Origin of the sequence: Sphingobium chungbukense, from assembly GCF_001005725.1 — a bacterium.
Lineage (GTDB): Bacteria > Pseudomonadota > Alphaproteobacteria > Sphingomonadales > Sphingomonadaceae > Sphingobium > Sphingobium chungbukense.
This window is the reverse complement of the sequence record NZ_LBIC01000001.1, coordinates 230,407-247,977: the sequence shown is the minus strand read 5'-3', so window position 1 is coordinate 247,977 and position 17,571 is coordinate 230,407. Positions and strand designations below refer to the sequence as shown.

The 17,571-nt window shown below is 64.4% G+C and carries 22 protein-coding genes; 16 read left to right on the top strand and 6 right to left on the bottom strand.

What is annotated here, in order from left to right:
* Nucleotides 1-17 precede the first annotated feature (17 nt).
* Together nadC and YP76_RS01190 are read left to right on the top strand one after the other, a co-directional pair.
* The gene (gene nadC, locus YP76_RS01195) at nucleotides 18-881 is read left to right on the top strand and encodes a carboxylating nicotinate-nucleotide diphosphorylase (RefSeq protein ID WP_046761792.1); all 864 of its coding nucleotides are present in this window, start codon (nucleotides 18-20) and stop codon (nucleotides 879-881) included.
* Nucleotides 874-1,581, top strand: coding sequence for a ribonuclease T2 family protein (locus YP76_RS01190; RefSeq protein ID WP_046761791.1), 708 nt, complete (start codon nucleotides 874-876; stop codon nucleotides 1,579-1,581). The genes nadC and YP76_RS01190 overlap by 8 nt, the downstream gene beginning before the upstream one ends.
* On the opposite strand, the gene YP76_RS01185 is transcribed toward YP76_RS01190, so the two are convergent.
* Nucleotides 1,578-2,000 (bottom strand): DUF4112 domain-containing protein, encoded by a 423-nt coding sequence (locus tag YP76_RS01185; protein WP_046762551.1) that lies wholly within the window; start codon nucleotides 1,998-2,000, stop codon nucleotides 1,578-1,580. The two genes, YP76_RS01190 and YP76_RS01185, sit on opposite strands and share 4 nt — an antisense overlap.
* An 80-nt stretch (nucleotides 2,001-2,080) precedes the next feature.
* Nucleotides 2,081-3,583: an ABC transporter substrate-binding protein gene (locus YP76_RS01180; protein ID WP_046761790.1), complete on the bottom strand. Its 1,503-nt coding sequence runs from the start codon at nucleotides 3,581-3,583 to the stop codon at nucleotides 2,081-2,083.
* A 139-nt stretch (nucleotides 3,584-3,722) separates the two neighbouring features.
* Between YP76_RS01180 and YP76_RS01175 the strand changes: the two genes are divergently transcribed.
* Together YP76_RS01175 and YP76_RS27535 are read left to right on the top strand one after the other, a co-directional pair.
* Nucleotides 3,723-4,661, top strand: a complete 939-nt coding sequence (locus YP76_RS01175; protein ID WP_046761789.1) for a right-handed parallel beta-helix repeat-containing protein — start codon at nucleotides 3,723-3,725, stop codon at nucleotides 4,659-4,661.
* A gap of 219 nt (nucleotides 4,662-4,880) precedes the next feature.
* On the top strand, nucleotides 4,881-5,303 hold the full coding sequence (locus YP76_RS27535) for a hypothetical protein (RefSeq protein WP_157035632.1): 423 nt from the start codon (nucleotides 4,881-4,883) through the stop codon (nucleotides 5,301-5,303).
* Nucleotides 5,304-5,313: 10 nt separating this feature from the next.
* Here YP76_RS27535 and YP76_RS27530 read toward each other — a convergent pair whose 3' ends face one another.
* Nucleotides 5,314-5,682 (bottom strand): hypothetical protein, encoded by a 369-nt coding sequence (locus YP76_RS27530; RefSeq protein ID WP_232307415.1) that lies wholly within the window; start codon nucleotides 5,680-5,682, stop codon nucleotides 5,314-5,316.
* Between the two features lie 98 nt (nucleotides 5,683-5,780).
* On the opposite strand from YP76_RS27530, the gene YP76_RS01170 reads away from it, so the two are divergent.
* Both YP76_RS01170 and YP76_RS01165 read left to right on the top strand, forming a co-directional pair.
* Complete coding sequence (locus YP76_RS01170; RefSeq protein ID WP_046761788.1) at nucleotides 5,781-5,984, top strand: hypothetical protein; 204 nt, start codon at nucleotides 5,781-5,783, stop codon at nucleotides 5,982-5,984.
* A 119-nt stretch (nucleotides 5,985-6,103) separates the two neighbouring features.
* Nucleotides 6,104-6,727: a type 2 periplasmic-binding domain-containing protein gene (locus tag YP76_RS01165; RefSeq protein ID WP_198147405.1), complete on the top strand. Its 624-nt coding sequence runs from the start codon at nucleotides 6,104-6,106 to the stop codon at nucleotides 6,725-6,727.
* Nucleotides 6,728-6,867: 140 nt separating this feature from the next.
* Here YP76_RS01165 and YP76_RS01160 read toward each other — a convergent pair whose 3' ends face one another.
* Nucleotides 6,868-8,280, bottom strand: coding sequence for a helix-turn-helix domain-containing protein (locus tag YP76_RS01160; RefSeq protein ID WP_046761787.1), 1,413 nt, complete (start codon nucleotides 8,278-8,280; stop codon nucleotides 6,868-6,870).
* A gap of 150 nt (nucleotides 8,281-8,430) precedes the next feature.
* Here YP76_RS01160 and YP76_RS01155 point away from each other — a divergent pair, with 150 nt between their 5' ends.
* The 10 genes from YP76_RS01155 to YP76_RS01115 all read left to right on the top strand — a co-directional run bounded on the left by YP76_RS01155 (nucleotide 8,431) and on the right by YP76_RS01115 (nucleotide 16,548).
* A complete protein-coding gene (locus tag YP76_RS01155; RefSeq protein WP_046761786.1) occupies nucleotides 8,431-10,023 on the top strand; it encodes an isocitrate lyase in 1,593 nt (530 codons plus the stop codon).
* A gap of 282 nt (nucleotides 10,024-10,305) precedes the next feature.
* Nucleotides 10,306-10,992 carry a glutathione S-transferase family protein gene (locus tag YP76_RS01150; RefSeq protein ID WP_046761785.1) on the top strand — a complete coding sequence of 229 codons (687 nt, stop codon included), beginning with the start codon at nucleotides 10,306-10,308 and terminating at the stop codon, nucleotides 10,990-10,992.
* A gap of 104 nt (nucleotides 10,993-11,096) precedes the next feature.
* A complete protein-coding gene (gene leuC, locus YP76_RS01145) occupies nucleotides 11,097-12,551 on the top strand; it encodes a 3-isopropylmalate dehydratase large subunit (RefSeq protein WP_046761784.1) in 1,455 nt (484 codons plus the stop codon).
* Complete coding sequence (locus YP76_RS29000; protein WP_269748601.1) at nucleotides 12,548-12,676, top strand: hypothetical protein; 129 nt, start codon at nucleotides 12,548-12,550, stop codon at nucleotides 12,674-12,676. Before leuC ends, YP76_RS29000 begins: the two co-directional genes overlap by 4 nt.
* Nucleotides 12,676-13,269, top strand: coding sequence for a 3-isopropylmalate dehydratase small subunit (gene leuD, locus YP76_RS01140; RefSeq protein WP_046761783.1), 594 nt, complete (start codon nucleotides 12,676-12,678; stop codon nucleotides 13,267-13,269). Before YP76_RS29000 ends, leuD begins: the two co-directional genes overlap by 1 nt.
* A gap of 57 nt (nucleotides 13,270-13,326) precedes the next feature.
* Complete coding sequence (locus tag YP76_RS01135; RefSeq protein WP_046761782.1) at nucleotides 13,327-13,650, top strand: DUF1476 domain-containing protein; 324 nt, start codon at nucleotides 13,327-13,329, stop codon at nucleotides 13,648-13,650.
* 19 nt (nucleotides 13,651-13,669) lie between these two features.
* Nucleotides 13,670-13,903: a BolA/IbaG family iron-sulfur metabolism protein gene (locus YP76_RS01130; protein WP_046761781.1), complete on the top strand. Its 234-nt coding sequence runs from the start codon at nucleotides 13,670-13,672 to the stop codon at nucleotides 13,901-13,903.
* A gap of 57 nt (nucleotides 13,904-13,960) precedes the next feature.
* Nucleotides 13,961-14,293 carry a Grx4 family monothiol glutaredoxin gene (gene grxD, locus YP76_RS01125; RefSeq protein ID WP_046762549.1) on the top strand — a complete coding sequence of 111 codons (333 nt, stop codon included), beginning with the start codon at nucleotides 13,961-13,963 and terminating at the stop codon, nucleotides 14,291-14,293.
* A gap of 378 nt (nucleotides 14,294-14,671) precedes the next feature.
* Nucleotides 14,672-15,040: a BlaI/MecI/CopY family transcriptional regulator gene (locus tag YP76_RS01120; protein ID WP_046761780.1), complete on the top strand. Its 369-nt coding sequence runs from the start codon at nucleotides 14,672-14,674 to the stop codon at nucleotides 15,038-15,040.
* A complete protein-coding gene (locus YP76_RS01115) occupies nucleotides 15,037-16,548 on the top strand; it encodes a M56 family metallopeptidase (protein WP_046761779.1) in 1,512 nt (503 codons plus the stop codon). Before YP76_RS01120 ends, YP76_RS01115 begins: the two co-directional genes overlap by 4 nt.
* A 98-nt stretch (nucleotides 16,549-16,646) precedes the next feature.
* On the opposite strand, the gene YP76_RS01110 is transcribed toward YP76_RS01115, so the two are convergent.
* Together YP76_RS01110 and YP76_RS01105 are read right to left on the bottom strand one after the other, a co-directional pair.
* Nucleotides 16,647-16,925 (bottom strand): DUF2218 domain-containing protein, encoded by a 279-nt coding sequence (locus YP76_RS01110; RefSeq protein WP_046761778.1) that lies wholly within the window; start codon nucleotides 16,923-16,925, stop codon nucleotides 16,647-16,649.
* A gap of 3 nt (nucleotides 16,926-16,928) precedes the next feature.
* Nucleotides 16,929-17,570 (bottom strand): PadR family transcriptional regulator, encoded by a 642-nt coding sequence (locus tag YP76_RS01105; RefSeq protein WP_046761777.1) that lies wholly within the window; start codon nucleotides 17,568-17,570, stop codon nucleotides 16,929-16,931.
* Nucleotide 17,571 lies beyond the last annotated feature (1 nt).

Here is a 17,571-nt window from a genome sequence, read left to right as displayed (position 1 = left end):
GTGCCACATCGCTCGCCATGACCGCTGATTCTTCCCCTTTTTCGCTCCCCGGCTTCGACCTTGACGCTTTCATCGCCTCGACCCTGGCGGAGGATCTCGGCTCCGACGGCCGCGACGTCACCAGCGAAGCGGTGATCCCCGCCGACGCGATCTTCGACGGGGTGATGGACAGCCGCGACGCCGTGACGCTGGCGGGCCTGCCGATCGCCGCCGCCTTCTTCCGCGCGCTCGACCCGGATGTGGAGATCGAGCTGCTGAAACAGGATGGCGACCGCGTGGCGGCGGGCACCGACATCATGCGCATCCGGGGCAAGGCCCGCGCCATGCTGACCGCCGAACGCTCCGCGCTCAACACCGTCCAGCATCTGACCGGCATCGCGACGATGACCAGCGCCTATGTCGACGCGATCCTGGGCACGGGGGCGACGCTGCTCGACACGCGCAAGACCATTCCGGGCCTGCGCGTGCTGGAAAAATATGCGACCCGCATGGGCGGCGCGACCAATCACCGCATGGGGCTTTGGGACGCGGCGATGATCAAGGACAATCATGTCGCCGTCGCCGGATCGGTGGAGGAGGCCGTCCGCCGCGCCGCCGCCGCCGGCATCGCCAGCATCATCGTGGAGGTGGATCGCGTCGACCAGATCGAACCCGCGCTCGCCGCCGGGGCCACCCATCTGCTGCTCGATAACATGGACGCGCCCACCCTGCGCGGCGCGGTCACGCTGGTCGGCGGCCGCGTACCGACGGAGGCTTCGGGCGGCGTCACGCTCGAAACCATCCGCGCCAGGGCGGCAACCGGCGTCACCTATATCAGCGTCGGCCGCCTCACCCAGTCGGCCCCCGCCGCCGACATCGGACTGGACTTCGCTTATGCTTAAGCTGGTGCTGCCGCTCTGTCTGCTCGCCACTCCCGCCGCCGCGCTGGCGCAGGCCAGCGAGTGCCGCCTTCCCGCGCAGATCGCCCGCCCGCACATCGAAGGCCCGACCGCGGAAGAACCCCGCCGCGTCCTGCCGATCGGCAGTTATACGCTGGCGATCAGCTGGTCGCCGCAATATTGCGCCGGGCCTGCGGGACGGAAGGATGATTTCCAGTGCAGCGGCCGCCATGGCCGTTTCGGCTTCACCCTGCACGGCCTGTGGCCCGACGGCTATGGCAAGCAATGGCCGCAATATTGCAAGCCCGCCGCGCCGCTGTCCCGCAAGCTGATCCAGCAGCATCTCTGCTCGACCCCGTCGGTGCAACTGATCCAGCATGAATGGGTGAAGCACGGCACCTGCATGCCGACCACGCCGGACCGCTTCTTCGCCCTGTCGCGCCGCCATTATCAGGCGCTGCGCTATCCGGACATGAAGGTGCTCGCCCGCCGCCCCGCCTTGACCGCCCGCGCCTTTGCCGAGGCCTTTGCCGCCGAAAACAAGGGGCTGACCGCCGACATGATGCGCGTCACCGCCACCCGCGACAATTGGCTGAGTGAAGTGTGGCTCTGCATGGACCGCAAGCTGCGCTACACGCGCTGCCCCGCGCATCAGGGCGGCGTAAAGCCCGGCACGATGCTCCGGATCGCGCCGCCCGCCTAACCCTCGACAATCACCGTCGAGGGATGGTGCCGGTCCAGATGCCTGCGGATGATTTGCAGGTTCTTCGTGTTGGACTTGAACAGAAAGTCGAAAATATCCCCGGCAAAGGGGATCGCGCCGACCAGCGTGTCGAAGCCGACATTGGCCGCCATGCGGGTGAGTTGCCATTTCGACATGCCCAGGTTCCGCGCCTCCCACACGATCCATGCGCCCATCGCCGCCGTGGCGAAATCGCCCACCACCGGGATCAGCCCGACCAGGCTGTCCAGCCCGACCCGCCGGTTGGTGCCGGGGATGACGAACAGCCCCTCCAGCAACGCCTCCATCGCCTCGATCCGCTTGCGCACCGAAGCGGGATCGCGGCCGAAACCCGGCATGTCGCGCACGATCCGGTCGAACTGTTCCTGGGAAATCGCCATCATCCTGTCCTCCAGCCACCGGCTTTTGATGCCGCATCGCGTTTTTCGCAAAACCGGTTCCCACTTTTGCGCGCGATGCTCTAGTTGGTGCTCCGGAACAGATGGTTCAATGGGTGCCGCGCCCGGGGCGAGGCCGTGAACCCGGTCAGCCGCCGCGCCACCAGTGACCAGCGTACCGGCGCGCCCAGCGCGATATAGCCGTTATGCGCCTGCATCAGCGCCTCGGCCTGCGCCACCCGCGCCATCCGCTCGTCCAGGCTGCCGGCCATGCTCGCCGCCTGCAACGTCGCCTCCGCCTGCGCGGAACAATGCACCTTCCGCGCGCAGCCGATCCGCCCCAGATACCAGAGCACGCTGTCATAGGCAGCAACCTCGTCGACCAGCCGCAGGTCGGCCTCCGCCGCCATCTCCACCCGCTCGACAGTGAGGCCGATCATGCTGAGGTCATGCCGCACCAGCCCGAACAGCATCGTCGCGCCCGGCCCCTTGGGCAGCGCCACGCGCAGCGTCGGCGGATCGCCATGCTCGCTGCGCCACCGCTTCATCACCGCCTGTCCCTGCGCCCATCGGTCGGCCATCGCCATGCCGGACCAATCGGGCACGGCGGGCGGTTCCGGCAGGTCGATCTGCCCCGGCACGATCTGTTCGGTCGTGGCCCATCCGCCGACCGGGAACATCACCGGCAACTGGCTGCGGTCGATGGCCATGGCGATCGCCCGCCGCACGCCGTCATCGTCCAGCAGCGTGCCGTTTCCCGTCACCGCCAGCCCCAGCAGCCCCTGCACCGGATCGATCCGCACATCGTCGCGATCCACGCCGGCGGGCACCAGCAGCGGCAGGTCGGCAAAGCGCCCGCCCAGCACCAGCGCCGCCTCGCCCTGCTGGAACCGCACGATCGCCAGCGCCGCCCGCTCAGCCCTCAGGATACGCGTCTGCCAGGCGGGCACCGGCAGTTCGTCGCCCGACTCGTTGGTCGCCCGCTCGACCGGCACCAGCTTCAGCGCCTTGCCCAGCGCCTTGTCCAGCGCCACGCGCCGATAGGGGCCGGTCCCGCCCTCGCGCGACAGCACCGCCATTTGCGGCTGGGCCAGCATCTGGAGCAGATAGGGGCGTGGCGTGGCCAGCCGGATCTCGATCACCTCGCCGGTCATCGCCACCACATCCTGCACCGCGTCCAGCGGTCCGTACGGGTCCAGCCGCCGCAGCATGTCGATGCGGGACATCAGGATGCGCCCGACATCCTTCGCCGTCACCCGCGCCCCGTCGGGCCAGAAGGCACGGCGCAGGCGGAAGATATAGCTGCGCCCGTCATCCTGCACGATCCAGCGTTGGGCGAGCGCGGGCAATATCTCCCCCCCGGCATCGAACGCGACCAGCCCCTGCGCCGTCGCCTCCAGATACAGTTTCGATCCCGGATCGGGAAGATAGTCGAGCGGCGTGGCGAAATCGGCGGGCGTGCCGATGACGCTCACCGCCACCGGCCCGCTGCCCTCGTCGGAACAGCCGCTCAGCGTCCCCAGCAGGGAAAGCGCCCCCAGCAGGGCAAGGCAGGCGAGAAAGGGACGGGGCGGGGCCAGGGACATGCCGGTAAAGGCTTAGCCCGGGAGAGTGCCGCCGCCAACCGCTCATGTCCCGCCGCCATCCTGTCCCAATGCGGAACAAGTTTTCGTTAACCATGACTTGGCCTTGGCCGAACCGCACGCTGCGCCTATAACTTTGGATATGCGCGCCTTTTCCACCATCCTGCTGCTGTCCGCCGCCGTGACGGCCACCGCTCTGGCGCAGGGCGTCGCCTCGCCCTTCACCGTGGCGGAAAGCGGGCGGGCCTATGCGACGCTCAACGACGCGATCCGGGCCATCGGCAACGGCAAGGGCACGGTCATCGTCGCACCGGGCAGCTATGCCCAATGCGCGGTGCAACAGGGCGGCGACGTCACCATCCGGGCGAAGCAGCCCGGCAGCGTGATCCTCGACGGCGTTGCCTGCGAACAGAAGGCGGCGCTGGTGCTGCGCGGCCGATCGAGCACGATCGATGGCCTCATCTTCCAGAATCTGCGCGTGCCCGACGGCAATGGCGCGGGCATCCGCCTGGAAAGCGGCGACCTCACCGTCAGCAACAGCCTGTTCCGCAACAGCGAGGAAGGCATATTGACCGGCGATGCGCCGGGCCATTCCATCAACATCGACAAGTCCACCTTCCGCCATCTCGGCCGCTGCGATCGCGATCTCGCCTGCGCCCACGGCATCTATGTGGGCCGCTACGGCAGCCTCAGCGTCACCCGCTCGCGCTTCGACCAGGGCGATGGCGGCCATTATCTGAAAACCCGCACGCCCCGCGTCACGATCGCCGGCAACAGTTTCGACGACAGCGCCGGACGGCTCACCAACTATATGATCGACCTGTCCAATGGCGCCAGCGGCACGATCAGCGGCAATGAAATGGTGCAGGGCCGGGACAAGGACAATTACAGCGCCTTCATCACCGTGGCGCCCGAGGGCCGCGAACAGGACAGCGCGGGCCTCACCATCACGGGCAACAGCGCCTCCTTCGTGCCGGGCCTGCAACGCAGCAGCAGCTTCGTCGCCAATTTCACCGACGACGCGGTAAGGATCGGCCCGAACCGGCTGGCCAGCGGGATCAAGATCACCGACCGCCGCTGAAGGACCCTCGCCCGCAATCAAACCCTCAATCAACCGCCACCCCGGACCTGATCCGGGGTCCCGCTTCTTCACGGACCGACCGTGGAAAAGAAAGCGGGATGCCGGACCAAGCCCGCCATGACGAATGGCTTTTGGCTTAAAACGACCAGAAATTGCCATTGTGGGCCGGCCTGTGCTTTCTTCATAGCGGACATGCCTTCACTTCCATAGGATAGTGTGATGCGGATTGTCCCTATTCCCTTTATCCTATTGGCGCTCACCGCGTGTGATGGAGGTGAAGCGACCATACCGGTTGATCATGGCACCGGTTTTCGCGACGGCTATGTTGTGCAAGTTCAACGCTCCGGGACCATCGAATGGAACGGTCAAAAGCTCGATGATGCTGAATTTGTGCGTTACGTTCGGCAGTATGCGGCGATGCCCGTCGGCGCGGGGCGTTTGTGGATCGAATTTGCACCCGACGCTCCATCAGGCCGGATCGCGTTTGTGCGCCAATATGTGTTGGAGAGCGGTCTCTGTAAGCAGCGGAGATGCGTGGAAGGTTCGTGGGGCGCACGACGACCTGTCGTTAATTATGGCATCTCAGCAGCAGGCGACCATTTATTGCCGTTCGCGCGCACTCGATTACCTCCGCGAAGCTGACGGTGCTGGCTTACGATCCTTTACTGTCGATAATTTTGCGAAGCTGAACTATTATGCGAGAAATGTTTATGAAATTTTCAGCCGCAGTTGATGCATCGCTTGATCGATGCTCTTTTGCGGAGTGAAAATCTTTACGCAGCCGATCCCGAAGATCGTAAAGCGCCTCTATCAAGCTCTGCGGCTCATCTCCATTTTCAAAATATATTTCGATTTTTGGAAACGGTGAGAACGGATATTCGACCGGAAGATCAAGATATGCGAACATTTCTTCATCATCAGGAACGCTATATTCGTCCATAGGACGTGAACGGTCCTGCCTGTCTTGTGGCCGAAATTCCATACGATAGCTCCGCAATGCTCGTTTCGCGTCACCACCCACTGACGAGGTTCCGTATATTTTCACTTAAAGGGGACAGTCCCCTATCCACCCAAAAAGCCCCCCTTGCACCCCCCCGCCACCGCGCCGATAATCCCGCGATGCGCACCACCTACAACTCGGCCACCGTCCGCCTCTATCATCTCAGCGACGCCGATGGCGGCGGCGCGGCGACAACCCTGTTCTACGGCCCCTTGAACGAGGCGCTGCTCCTTGCCGAGCAACAGCCGCAGGATATGCAGGACGGCCTGTTCCTCGCCACGGACAATGATGTGGTGGCTTATCTCGATCTTATAGAGGGTTAGCCTTTCTTCCCCCACGCCCCCGCGCCATAGCCGGAACAAAGCCGGCCAAAACCGGTTGTTCCCGCAATGGCGGCGGGCGTCGATTGCGGCTTTGAAGGGGCCGTGAGGAGAAGGATGTCATGGTCACTCTGACCCCGCTGGAAGTGGGTTTGGCGCTTCTGGCGCTTGTCCTGGTGGTTGCGATCGCGATGATGGTCGCCGCCAATCGCCGCCGTGCCAATCTGCGCGCCAAATTCGGCCCCGAATATGGCCGGACGGTTGAAATGACCGGGAGCCAGCGCAAGGCCGAGGCCGAATTGCAGGAACGCGAGAAGCGCGTCGCCGCCTTCACCATCCGTCCGCTTTCGCCGCGGCAGGCCGATGCCTTCACCGATGCCTGGGTGCGGGTGCAGGCGCAGTTCGTCGACGATCCGCAGGGCGCGGTGTCGCGCGCGGACGTGTTGCTGACCGAAGTGATGGAGGTGCGCGGCTATCCCATATCGGATTTCGAACAGCGTTCCGCCGACCTGTCGGTCGACCATCCCGAGGTGGTGCAGAATTATCGGTCCGCCCACGACATCGCGGTTCGCCACGCGCGGGGCGAGGCGGATACCGAAGACCTCCGCCGGGCAATGATCCACTATCGCGCGCTGTTCGACGATCTGGTGCATGAGCCGGTCGATCACCGCATGGCGCCCCGCGTGACCCGGTTGCCGCAGGATGACATGCCCAGGCATGACCTGCCCGGCTCCCATCTGCGTTAGATCGATGGCCAGAGATTGATGGCCACTCGGATGGCATCATCTGACGGCCCAGAAATGACGGCAAAGCCGTTTTGAGGGAAAAAAGGGGCGGACGGGTCCGGCGCAGCTCCGCCGGACCCGCCATGATCGTCCGTCCGCCATCACCCGTCCGCAAAGCCGAAGGGCGTATGGGTCCGCCGGAAATCCTCCGGCAGCATGTCGCGGCCGATCGGCGGGGCGGACCGGGCCATGCACTGGCTGCGATGGCACAGCCGGCATGTGACGCCGATCGGGGTCGGCTCACCGGCAGATTCGCCTGCCGCATAAATCAGCTTGTGCGCATGCTCCGCCGCGCAGCACAGCGCGATCGCCCGCTCGATCTTCGGCACGCCCCAGCCGCCGCCGCCCGCCGTCACCGTCCGCGCGATGGAGAAGAAACGCTGCCCGTCCGGCAGTTCCAGCCATTGGGTCAGCACTTCGCGCGGCCGTTCGAAAGCATGGTGCACCGACCAGAGTGGGCAGGAACCGCCATGGCGCGCGAAGGGAAAGCCCGCGCTGTCCAACCGCTTGCTGACATTGCCCGCCTGGTCCACCCGCAGGAAGAAGAAAGGCACGCGCTCCTGCCCCGGCTTTTGCAGCGTGGTCAGGCGATGCGCGGTCTGTTCGAAACTGGTGCCGAACTGGCGGGCCAGCGCCTCCACATCGTATCGACGCGCCTCCGCCGCCTTCGCAAAGGCGCCATAGGGCATCAGGATCGCCGCCGCGGCATAGCTGGCCAGCGCCCGCCGGGTCAACCGCCGTCCGCTCTCGCCGGCGAACTGGCCGTCCTTCAGCAGCGCCTCGAAATCGCGCCGCATCTCCAGATAGGCGATCTGCAACGCCAACTGGAAGGCGGTACTCGCCCCGTCCAGCGCATCGTCCAGCAGCACGGCGTCGCGATGCCGGTCCAGCCGCCGCATCGATCCCGCCATCACCTCGGTCGGCAGCCGCCGCACCCGCAGATTATGCTTCGCCTTCAGCCATGCGGCCAATCCCCCGGCGGACAGCCCGCCCGCCGCCTCGGCCTCCGCCGCCAGCTTCTCCCCCGCATCGTCGAGCAAGGGGAAACTGTTGCGCCGCGCCCCCAGAAAGCGCCGCGATTCGGCGACCGGATCGGGCGCCTCCGCGGCCTCGGGCCGTTCCGCCCCCTGATCGGCGAGGGCCAGTTGCTCCTCGCGATAGGCCGTGTGCAGCCGCAGCAAGGCCTCGGTGATCCCCGGATAATTGACCGCGACATCGCCGGTCGCCAGCACCGGCAGGTCGATGTCCGCGAACATCGGGTCCTTCAGCACCGCCTGCAACCGCGCCGTCTGCTCCGCGCCGCCGTCGCCCGCCAGCTCGCTCATGTCCATCTTGTACGTGCGGGCAAGGCGCAGCAGCATGTCGGCGGTCAGCGGGCGCTGGTTGCGCTCCAGCAGCGCCACATAGCTGGCGGAAATCTCCAGGTCCGCCGCCATGTCCGCCTGCGTCAGGCCCAATTCCCGCCGCAGCCTGCGCAGGCGCGGCCCCATGTAAACCGGACGATCCTTGGCCATCTCGACAAACGCTCCTGTGCAGCCTTTACAACTTTACACGCAATTCTTGTAAAGTTCTACAACTGAACTTCACGCCCTCTGCCGCACCCGCGAAAGCCCTTCTAGAAAAGCGCCATCAATTCACCACCACATTCATGGAATCGAGCAGTCATGACCTACAGCCAGGAAATCACGAAGGCCGGCACCACCATCGGCGGTCAGGGCCATTGGGACGGCATCGCAGCCGAATCGGTCGCCCGGATGCGTCTCCAGAACCGCTTCCACACCGGCCTCGACATCGCCCGCTACACTGCCGGCATCATGCGCCGCGACATGGCCGCCTATGACGCCGATCCGGCCAACTACACCCAGTCGCTGGGCTGCTGGCACGGTTTCATCGGCCAGCAGAAGATGATCAGCATCAAGAAGCATTTCGGCACCACCAAGGGCCGTTACCTGTACCTGTCCGGCTGGATGGTCGCCGCGCTGCGCAGCGAATTCGGCCCGCTGCCCGACCAGTCGATGCATGAAAAGACCAGCGTTCCGATGCTGATCGAGGAACTCTATACCTTCCTCAAGCAGGCGGATGCCCGTGAACTGGGCATGATGTTCCGCGACCTGGACGCCGCCCGCGAAGCCGGCGACGAGGTCAAGGCGCAGAAGATCCAGCACGACATCGACACATATGAAACCCATGTCGTCCCGATCGTCGCGGACATCGACGCGGGCTTCGGCAATGCCGAGGCGACCTATCTGCTCGCCAAGAAGTTCATTGAGGCTGGCGCCTGCTGTATCCAGATCGAGAACCAGGTCTCGGACGAAAAGCAGTGCGGCCACCAGGACGGCAAGGTCACCGTGCCGCATGAGGACTTCCTCGCGAAGATCCGCGCGGTCCGTTACGCCTTCCTCGAACTCGGCATTGACGACGGCATCATCGTTGCCCGCACCGACTCGCTGGGCGCGGGCCTGACCAAGCAGATCGCCTACAGCAAGGAAGATGGCGACCTGGGCGACCAGTATAACAGCTTCCTCGACGTCGAGGAGGTCACGGACATCAACACGCTGCGCGGCGACGTTGTTCTGGCCCGCGACGGCAAGCTGTTCCGTCCCAAGCGCCTGCCGTCGAACCTCTTCCAGTTCCGCTCCGGAACCGGCGAGGACCGCTGCGTTCTCGACTGCATCACCTCGCTCCAGAACGGCGCGGACCTGCTGTGGATCGAAACGGAAAAGCCCCATATCGAGCAGATCGCCGGCATGGTCGACCGCATCCGCGAAGTCGTTCCCAACGCGAAGCTGGTCTACAACAACTCGCCGTCGTTCAACTGGACGCTGAACTTCCGCCAGCAGGTGTTCGACCGCTGGGCGGCGGAAGGCAAGGACGTCAGCGGCTATGACCGGGCGAAGCTGATGAGCGCGGATTATGACACGACCGAACTGGGTCTTGAGGCCGACGAGAAGATCCGCACCTTCCAGAAGGATGCGGCGGCCCGGGCCGGCATCTTCCATCACCTCATCACCCTGCCGACCTATCACACGGCTGCCTTGTCGACCGACAATCTGGCCAAGGAATATTTCGGCGAGGCGGGCATGCTGGGTTATGTCGAGGGCGTCCAGCGCAAGGAAATCCGCCAGGGCATCGCTTGCGTCAAGCATCAGAACATGTCGGGCTCCGACATCGGTGATGATCACAAGGAATATTTCGCGGGTGAAGCGGCGCTGAAGGCGGGCGGCGTCCACAACACGATGAATCAGTTTGCGGCCTAAAGGCCGCAGGGGAATCAGTTTGCAGCCTAAAGGCCGCGGGGGAACCAGTTTGCGGCCTAAAGGCAGCGGGGCAACCAGTTTGCCGCCGAAAGGCTGCTGACAAGTCCGGATCGCGGAGGTGCAAGCTTCGCGATCAGGGTGGAAGGACTGGACGGCCCGGAGCGTCATGCTCCGGGCCGTTTTTTCATAAGGTCAGCTTGTCAACGCTTCGGCTGTTCCGCCTTTTGTCCGGAGGAGCGAGCGCCTATCCTCCGCGCGCCTTTCAGCAAGGGGAGAAGCCGCATGTCCTACACCCTCATCACCGCCAACCGGAATTATTCGAGTTGGTCGCTGCGCCCCTGGGTGTTGATGAAAGCGCTGGGCATCGCCTTCACCGACCGCGTGGAACCGTTTGCAGCGGCAGAGAATTACGCGGCCTTCCGCGATTTCTCGCCCACGGGTCAGGTGCCGGTTCTGGTCGACGGCGACCGCGCCATATGGGATTCGCTGGGCATCACCCTTTATCTGGCGGATCGCCATCCCGCTGTCTGGCCACAGGCGGAGGGGGCGAGGGCCTGGGCGCAATGCGCCGTGGCCGAAATGCACAGCGGCTTTGCCACGCTGCGCAACGATTGCCCGATGAACGTCGGCGTGCGGGTGGAGCCGCATCTGCCCTCGCCCGCGCTCAACCGGAACGTCGCGCGGCTTGCCGAACTATGGGGGGAGGGGTTGTCCCGCTTCGGTGGGCCGTTTCTCGCCGGACCGGTCTTCACGGCGGTCGACGCCTTCTACGCGCCGGTGGTGTTTCGCGTGCGGACCTATGGACTGGAGGTCGGACCAGCCGCGAAGGCCTGGGTCGACCGTATGCTGGCATTGTCCGCCATGCGCGAATGGGAAAGTGCAGCGCTCGCCGAAACATGGCGCGAGGAAAGCCATGAAGCGGAAATCGGCGCCGCCGGCCGCATCGTCGAGGATCATCGCGCCGTCTGACTGCCCGACCTTGCATCATCGCGGCATGGCTATCCGCGCCAACAGCAAAAATTGGCTGCTTTCCCCCTTTTCCCTCGTCCTGTCTGGGGCTAGGGGAAGGGGCTATGGTACAGCCCCGCACGCTCTATGAGAAGATTTGGGACGCGCACGTCGTCGAACGCCGTCCCGATGGAACCTGCCTGATCTATATCGATCGCCACCTCGTGCATGAGGTGACGAGCCCGCAGGCGTTCGAGGGGCTAAGGCTCGCAGGCCGCAAGGTGCGCCGGGCCGATCTGACGCTGGCGGTGCCCGATCATAACCTGCCAACCACGCCGCGCCGCGATGCGGCCGGCAACCGCATTCCCATCGCTGATCCCGAAAGCGCACAGCAATTGGCCGCGCTGGAAAAGAACGCGCCCGAATTCGGCATCCGTTACATTGGCGATGCGGATGCGGAACAGGGCATCGTCCATGTCGTGGGTCCCGAACAGGGCTTCACCCTGCCCGGAACGACGCTGGTGTGCGGCGACAGTCATACCAGTTCGCATGGTGCTTTGGGCGCGCTGGCCTTCGGCATCGGCACGTCGGAGGTCGAGCATGTGCTCGCCACCCAGACGCTGCTGCTGAAACAGTCGAAGACGATGGAAGTCGTGGTGGAGGGCGAACTGGGCCCGGGCGTCACGCCCAAGGATGTGGCGCTGGCGATCTGCGGCCGGATCGGCACGGCGGGCGGCACCGGCTATGTCATGGAATATCGCGGCTCGGTGTTCCGCGATATGTCGATCGAGGGTCGCCTGACCGTCGCCAACATGTCGATCGAGGCGGGCGCGCGTTCCGGCCTGTTCGCGCCCGACGAGAAGACCATCGCCTATCTGGAGGGACGCCCCATGGCACCCAAGGGTGCGGAATGGGACGCAGCCATCGCCTATTGGAGGGCGTTGGTGACGGACGAAGGCGCCGTGTTCGACAAGAGCGTTGTGATCGACGCCGCCGACATCGCGCCGAACGTCACCTGGGGCACCAGCCCAGAGGACGTCGTGCCGGTCACGGGCGTGGTCCCCGATCCCGAGAGTTTCGCGGACGCCTCCAAGCGGGCTGCCGCGCAGAAGTCGCTCGATTATATGGGTCTCACCGCCGGACAGCGGCTGGAGGATGTGGCGATCGAGCATGTGTTCATCGGCAGTTGCACCAACAGCCGGATAGAGGACCTGCGCGCCGCCGCCGATCTGCTCAAGGGGCGCCATATCGCGGCTGGCATCAAACATGCCATGGTCGTCCCCGGTTCGGGCCTGGTCAAGCGCCAGGCCGAGGCGGAAGGGCTGGACCGCGTCTTCCTGGATGCGGGTTTCGAATGGCGGGAACCGGGCTGTTCGGCCTGCCTGGGCATGAACCCGGACAAGGTGCCCGCGGGCGAGCGTTGCGCTTCCACCAGCAACCGCAACTTCATGGGTCGGCAGGGTCCCGGCGCGCGGACGCATCTCGTCTCGCCCGTCATGGCCGCCGCCGCGGCGATCACCGGCCATCTGACCGACGTGCGCGAATTGATGGGCGTAAAAAGGGGAGAGGCGGTCGCATGAAGAAAGTATTCTGGCTGCTGGCGCTGGGCGCGCTGGCCAGTGCCGCCATGGCGGCGACCCTGGGGCGCGCGGAAGAGACGCTCACCGCTTCGAAGACGCACCCCGGCGAAAAGCAGGCGCATTGATGGAAAAGCTGAATATCGTCGACGGCCGGGCCTATCCGTTCGGGATGAAGAATGTCGATACCGACATCGTCATCCCGGCGCATTGGCTCAAGACCATTTCCCGTTCGGGCCTGGGCAAGGGCGCGTTCGAAGTGCTGCGCAAGGAACCGGGCAACGTCTTCGACGATCCCGAATATACTGGCAGTCCGATCCTGATCGCGGGCGACAATTTCGGTTGTGGGTCCAGCCGCGAACATGCCGCCTGGGCGCTGGCCGACCTTGGCATCAAGGTGGTGATCGCACCCAGCTTCTCAGACATCTTCTCGGGCAATGCCTTCAAGAACGGCATATTGACCGTGGTGCTGCCGCAGGAGGCGATCGATCGGCTCATGGAAGTCGCCAAGAGCGATCCGATCCATGTCGATCTGGAGCATCAGACCGTCACGACCCAGTTCCAGGACCGCTTCCAGTTCGAGATCGATCCGTTCCGCAAGCATTGTTTGCTGGGTGGGCTGGACGAAATCGGCCTGACGCTGGGACAGGCGGATACGATCAGCCAGTTCGAGGCAAAGGATGCCGGAACGCGGCCCTGGCTCGTTCCCGTCGTTGCGTAAGCGGCGCGATCCTCCTATTTCGGACGAAACGATCCCATTTCTTTACAGGGTACAGGCATGACCACCTTCGACGACCGTGAAAAGGCCTTTGAAAACATGTTCGCGCACGACCAGGAGATGCAGTTCCGCATCCAGGCGCGGCGCAACCGGCTGCTCGGCGAATGGGCGGCGGCGAAAATGGGCCTGACGCCCGAAGAGACCGACGCCTATGCCAAGGCGGTCGTTCAGGCCGATTTCGAGGAAGCGGGCGACGAGGATGTCATCCGCAAGCTGCTGGGCGACATGACCCAGGCCGGTATCGAGATCGACGAAGCGGGCGTTCGCGCCGCTCTGGACGAGCAGCAGGTGATTGCCCGCCGCATGTTCATCGAAGCCCAATAAGCATCAGGATCATTCCACCGTGCCGATGGCTGCCGAAGACATTGCGGACATGATCCGCGCCGCAATCCCCGATGCGCAGGTCGAGATCACCGACCTGGCCGGGGACGGCGATCATTATGCAGCCCGCGTCGTTGCGGAGAGTTTCCGGGGCATGAACCGCGTCGCGCAGCAGCGGGCAGTCTATGCGGCGCTGGGCGGACGCATGGGCGGCGTGCTTCATGCCTTGCAACTGACCACCGCCGTTCCCAATTAACGGCCATCGGACAATATGTGCGCCAGACTGCGGCGCCTGACAGGAATGGACCAAAAGATGACCGACGCCGTGCAGCAGCGGATCGCCGATATCGTCAATGGCAATGACGTCGTGCTTTTCATGAAGGGCACGCCGCTCTTCCCGCAATGCGGCTTTTCCAGCCGCGCCATCGCGATCCTGGAACATCTGGGCGTCGCCTATGAAAGCGTGGACGTCCTCCAGGACCAGGGCGTGCGTCAGGGGATCAAGACCTTTTCCGACTGGCCGACCATTCCGCAGCTTTATGTGAAGGGCGAATTTGTCGGCGGCAGCGACATCATGATGGAAATGTACGAAGCTGGCGAATTGCAGCAGTTGATGGCCGATGAGGGCGTCGCCCAGGCCAACTGAGCCTTTTCCCGAAAGACTGTCGGAAAGGCGGTTCGGTTCTCCGGGCCGCCTTTTTCATGCCGGTTGAACAACGCGTCCATGCATTCCTGCGAAGGCAGGAACAGGGCTTGCTTGATCTGTCCTGAGACAACCGGGTGGGAGGATACGGCGGAGACTGTTGCCTGTATCCTCCCGATAGTTGAACGGAATGTGGAAAGCGTCGCAAACTGCGTGCCAGGGTATAAAAAGCCCGCATGTCCGTGCTTGTGAGGGTTAATAGCGCTCCACCGGAAGCCGGACCTGTAAGGCAGGCCGACACTCCGGCCCCATGTCTTGACTACAGACGTAATCGATGCGATTACATTTGTAGTTGTCGAGTCCCGGTTGGATGAACCCGTCGTGAGCGAAAAGATCAGCGAAGCGGAACTGGTGGTGATGGAGGCGCTGTGGGAATCCGCGCCCCAAACGGCGGCCGAAGTGGCCGATCGCGTCGCCGCCGACCGCGATTGGAGCGTCCAGACGGTCAAGACGCTGCTCTCCCGCCTGATGGCCAAGGATGTCATCGCCGCCGATCAGGATGGCCGTCGCTTTTATTATCGTCCGCTCGTCCCCCGGCAGGCGTATGTTGCCAGCGAGTCGGGACGGCTGGTCAACCGGCTGTTTGGCGGGCGTGTCTCGCCGCTGGTGGCCCATCTCGCCAGCCAGGACCAGCTGACCGCGGAAGATATCGCCGAGCTTGAGGAAATCCTGAAAGGATTGAAATCATGAGCGTCTGGATCGCTGAAACGCTGATCGCCACGACCCTGCTGATGGCTATCGTCATGCTGTTGCGGCGACCGGTGGCACGGTGGTTGGGGGCGGGGACGGCCTATTGTCTGTGGCTGCTGCCGCTGGCACGCATGATGCTGCCCGCCCTGCCGCAGGAGGTTGTCCATCGCTCACCCTTGCAGATGGCGGTGGACCGGGCGGGATTGCCGACCTTGCTGGACGCCGCACCGGCGATGGCCGCACTGCCGGCGCGCGCCGAAGCGACCATTCCCTGGCTGGAGATCGGGGCGTCGTTCTGGTTGCTCGGCTTGGTCATTTTTCTGACGGTGCAGGCGGTCGGCTATGTGCGCTTCCGCCGCTTCATCCTGAACGGCGCGACGCCGGTCGGCGAAGAGGGGCGTATTCATATCGTTTCCAGCCCACGGGCCGGAGGACCGTTGGCGTTCGGCATATTGCGACCCTTCATCGTGCTGCCCGCCGATTTTGCGCTACGCTTCGATCCGCAGGAACGGGCCATGGCGATCGCCCATGAGCGTGCGCATCATCAGCGTGGCGATCTGGCCGCCAATATGATCGCGCTGCTGCTGCTGGGGCTGCACTGGTGCAATCCCGTCGCTTGGATCGCTTATCGTGCCTATCGCGCCGACCAGGAACAGGCCTGTGATGCGCGGGTGCTGGCGCTTTACGGACAGGATCAGGCCCCTGTCTACGGACGCGCGATATTGAAGGCTGCAGCGGGACATCCCTTCGCCGGCGCCTGCCACCTCAATCCCATCACCGTGTTCAAACGGAGGCTGAAAATGCTCTCTGCCCATGAAATGTCGCTACGCCGGATCAGTTGGGGCATGGCGGCGGTCGCTCTGGTCACCATGTCGGGTCTGGCGCTGACCGCGTCGGGCAGCCGGGCGGCGCAGCAGGTCGCCGCGATCACTGAAAAGGTCGACTCGATGAATTTCGGCCGGCTGGCCGATCTCGTCGCGCAGCCCGCTTCCGCCACTGAAATCGCGATTCCCCAGGTGCCGGAACCATCCGCCGCGCCCAAGCCTGCGCCCCATGAGCGCACAGGGGACACCGCCGCCAATGTTCCGTCGGTGCCCGCCGTCCCGCCAATTCCTCCAGCGCCCGCCGCTGACATGGTCCCACCGGTCCCGCCGCTTCCTCCTGCGCCGCCGATGCGCTTGCGCGATGAAGACGGCCGTGCCCTGTCCCATGCCATTCCCAGCGAAGCGGAAATCCGCCGCACGGTGCCGGATGTCGATGTCGCCAACGGTTGCGAAGAGGGCAGGAGCGTCAATCGCCGCGAGACCGTGGATGCGGACGGCCGCCGCCATATCCGTGTCCGCATCTGCGAGGCGCAGATTTCGGCGCAGGCGCATCGCGCCGCCCGTGCCGGGCTGATCGCCGCCCGCGCGCAGATTGCTGCCGCCGCGAGGATGTCGGACAAGATCCGCGCCGACGTGTTGCGCGATCTCGACAAGGAAATCGCGCATATGGACGAGGAGGAATGAAGCCATAGGCTGCGCGGATGATTTGGAATTTCAGGAAATGGCCAATCTAAGACATTCCCCTCCGCAGGCGGGACGGGGAACGTCCGTTTTCCACCCATCTACCGCCAATCGAAACTCAGGGGGGCTTCGCGAAAGGCGAAGCGGTCGAGGTGATCGGCCAGCACCTGCTTGAACCGTTCGATATCGGCGCCCTCCTCCGGTTCGATGGTGACGGTGAGCGTCTCGGCCTCCGCCGCCATCCGGATCGACCCCATGGGGAAGGCGATCCTGCCCTTTTGCGCGTCGAATTCGGTTTCGAACTTGTGGCTCCAATGCTTGCATAGCTGCTGGAGATAGCGGCTTGCGTTGGTGGTCGGTACGTTTGCGGTCAAAGTCATGGATTATAGCCTTTCGATCTTGCTGGCGGCCTCATCGATCAGCGAAGCGACGTCGAACATGGTCTGGGCATCGGCGCCTTCCTTTTCCAGCCGCGCCCGGACCGCCATGCCCAGATTGTGCATCGCCCGGCGAATCGGCGCGCCGTCGGTGCGCTCGGCCCTCTTCGCCAGAGAACCCAGGCGGTCCATGACCTCCCGCACGCCAGCCTCATGCTCCGCCAAATGGGCGGTCCCCGCCTCTGTGATGGCAAAGAGCTTGCGGCTGCTTTCGCCCGGCTGCTCGGCGATCAGGTCCATGTCAGCCAGCAACGTCAGCGTCGGATAGACCACGCCCGGGCTGGGCGCGTAGACCTCGCCCGACAATGCCTCGATCTCGCGGATGAGGTCATAGCCATGGCGCGGACTATCCGCGATCAGCTTCAGGAGGATGAGTTTCAGCGCGTCGTTGCCGAACAGGCGCCGCCGGCCGCCTCCGCGTCCTCCGCCAAAAGGCCCGCCTCGGCCGCCACCGAACAGCCCGCCTTCGAAGCGTCCGTCGCCATGACCGCTAAAACCGCCCCGGCCGAAGCCGTCCGGTCCCGCAAAATGATGATGGCCGCGCCCAAAACCACGCAAGCCGCGATGCGCATGATGAAAATGCATCATA

Coding starts and splice junctions, on each gene's coding strand:
- YP76_RS01110 (WP_046761778.1), bottom strand. CDS start 16,925: ATGACTTTGACCGCAAACGTACCGACCACCAACGCAAGCCGCTATCTC.
- YP76_RS01190 (WP_046761791.1), top strand. CDS start 874: ATGCTTAAGCTGGTGCTGCCGCTCTGTCTGCTCGCCACTCCCGCCGCC.
- YP76_RS01150 (WP_046761785.1), top strand. CDS start 10,306: ATGTCCTACACCCTCATCACCGCCAACCGGAATTATTCGAGTTGGTCG.
- YP76_RS27535 (WP_157035632.1), top strand. CDS start 4,881: ATGCGGATTGTCCCTATTCCCTTTATCCTATTGGCGCTCACCGCGTGT.
- nadC (WP_046761792.1), top strand. CDS start 18: ATGACCGCTGATTCTTCCCCTTTTTCGCTCCCCGGCTTCGACCTTGAC.
- YP76_RS01185 (WP_046762551.1), bottom strand. CDS start 2,000: ATGGCGATTTCCCAGGAACAGTTCGACCGGATCGTGCGCGACATGCCG.
- YP76_RS01175 (WP_046761789.1), top strand. CDS start 3,723: ATGCGCGCCTTTTCCACCATCCTGCTGCTGTCCGCCGCCGTGACGGCC.
- YP76_RS01165 (WP_198147405.1), top strand. CDS start 6,104: ATGGTCACTCTGACCCCGCTGGAAGTGGGTTTGGCGCTTCTGGCGCTT.
- YP76_RS01180 (WP_046761790.1), bottom strand. CDS start 3,583: ATGTCCCTGGCCCCGCCCCGTCCCTTTCTCGCCTGCCTTGCCCTGCTG.
- YP76_RS01115 (WP_046761779.1), top strand. CDS start 15,037: ATGAGCGTCTGGATCGCTGAAACGCTGATCGCCACGACCCTGCTGATG.
- YP76_RS01135 (WP_046761782.1), top strand. CDS start 13,327: ATGACCACCTTCGACGACCGTGAAAAGGCCTTTGAAAACATGTTCGCG.
- YP76_RS01170 (WP_046761788.1), top strand. CDS start 5,781: ATGCGCACCACCTACAACTCGGCCACCGTCCGCCTCTATCATCTCAGC.
- YP76_RS29000 (WP_269748601.1), top strand. CDS start 12,548: ATGAAGAAAGTATTCTGGCTGCTGGCGCTGGGCGCGCTGGCCAGTGCC.
- grxD (WP_046762549.1), top strand. CDS start 13,961: ATGACCGACGCCGTGCAGCAGCGGATCGCCGATATCGTCAATGGCAAT.
- leuD (WP_046761783.1), top strand. CDS start 12,676: ATGGAAAAGCTGAATATCGTCGACGGCCGGGCCTATCCGTTCGGGATG.
- YP76_RS01105 (WP_046761777.1), bottom strand. CDS start 17,570: ATGATGCATTTTCATCATGCGCATCGCGGCTTGCGTGGTTTTGGGCGC.
- leuC (WP_046761784.1), top strand. CDS start 11,097: ATGGTACAGCCCCGCACGCTCTATGAGAAGATTTGGGACGCGCACGTC.
- YP76_RS01155 (WP_046761786.1), top strand. CDS start 8,431: ATGACCTACAGCCAGGAAATCACGAAGGCCGGCACCACCATCGGCGGT.
- YP76_RS01160 (WP_046761787.1), bottom strand. CDS start 8,280: ATGGCCAAGGATCGTCCGGTTTACATGGGGCCGCGCCTGCGCAGGCTG.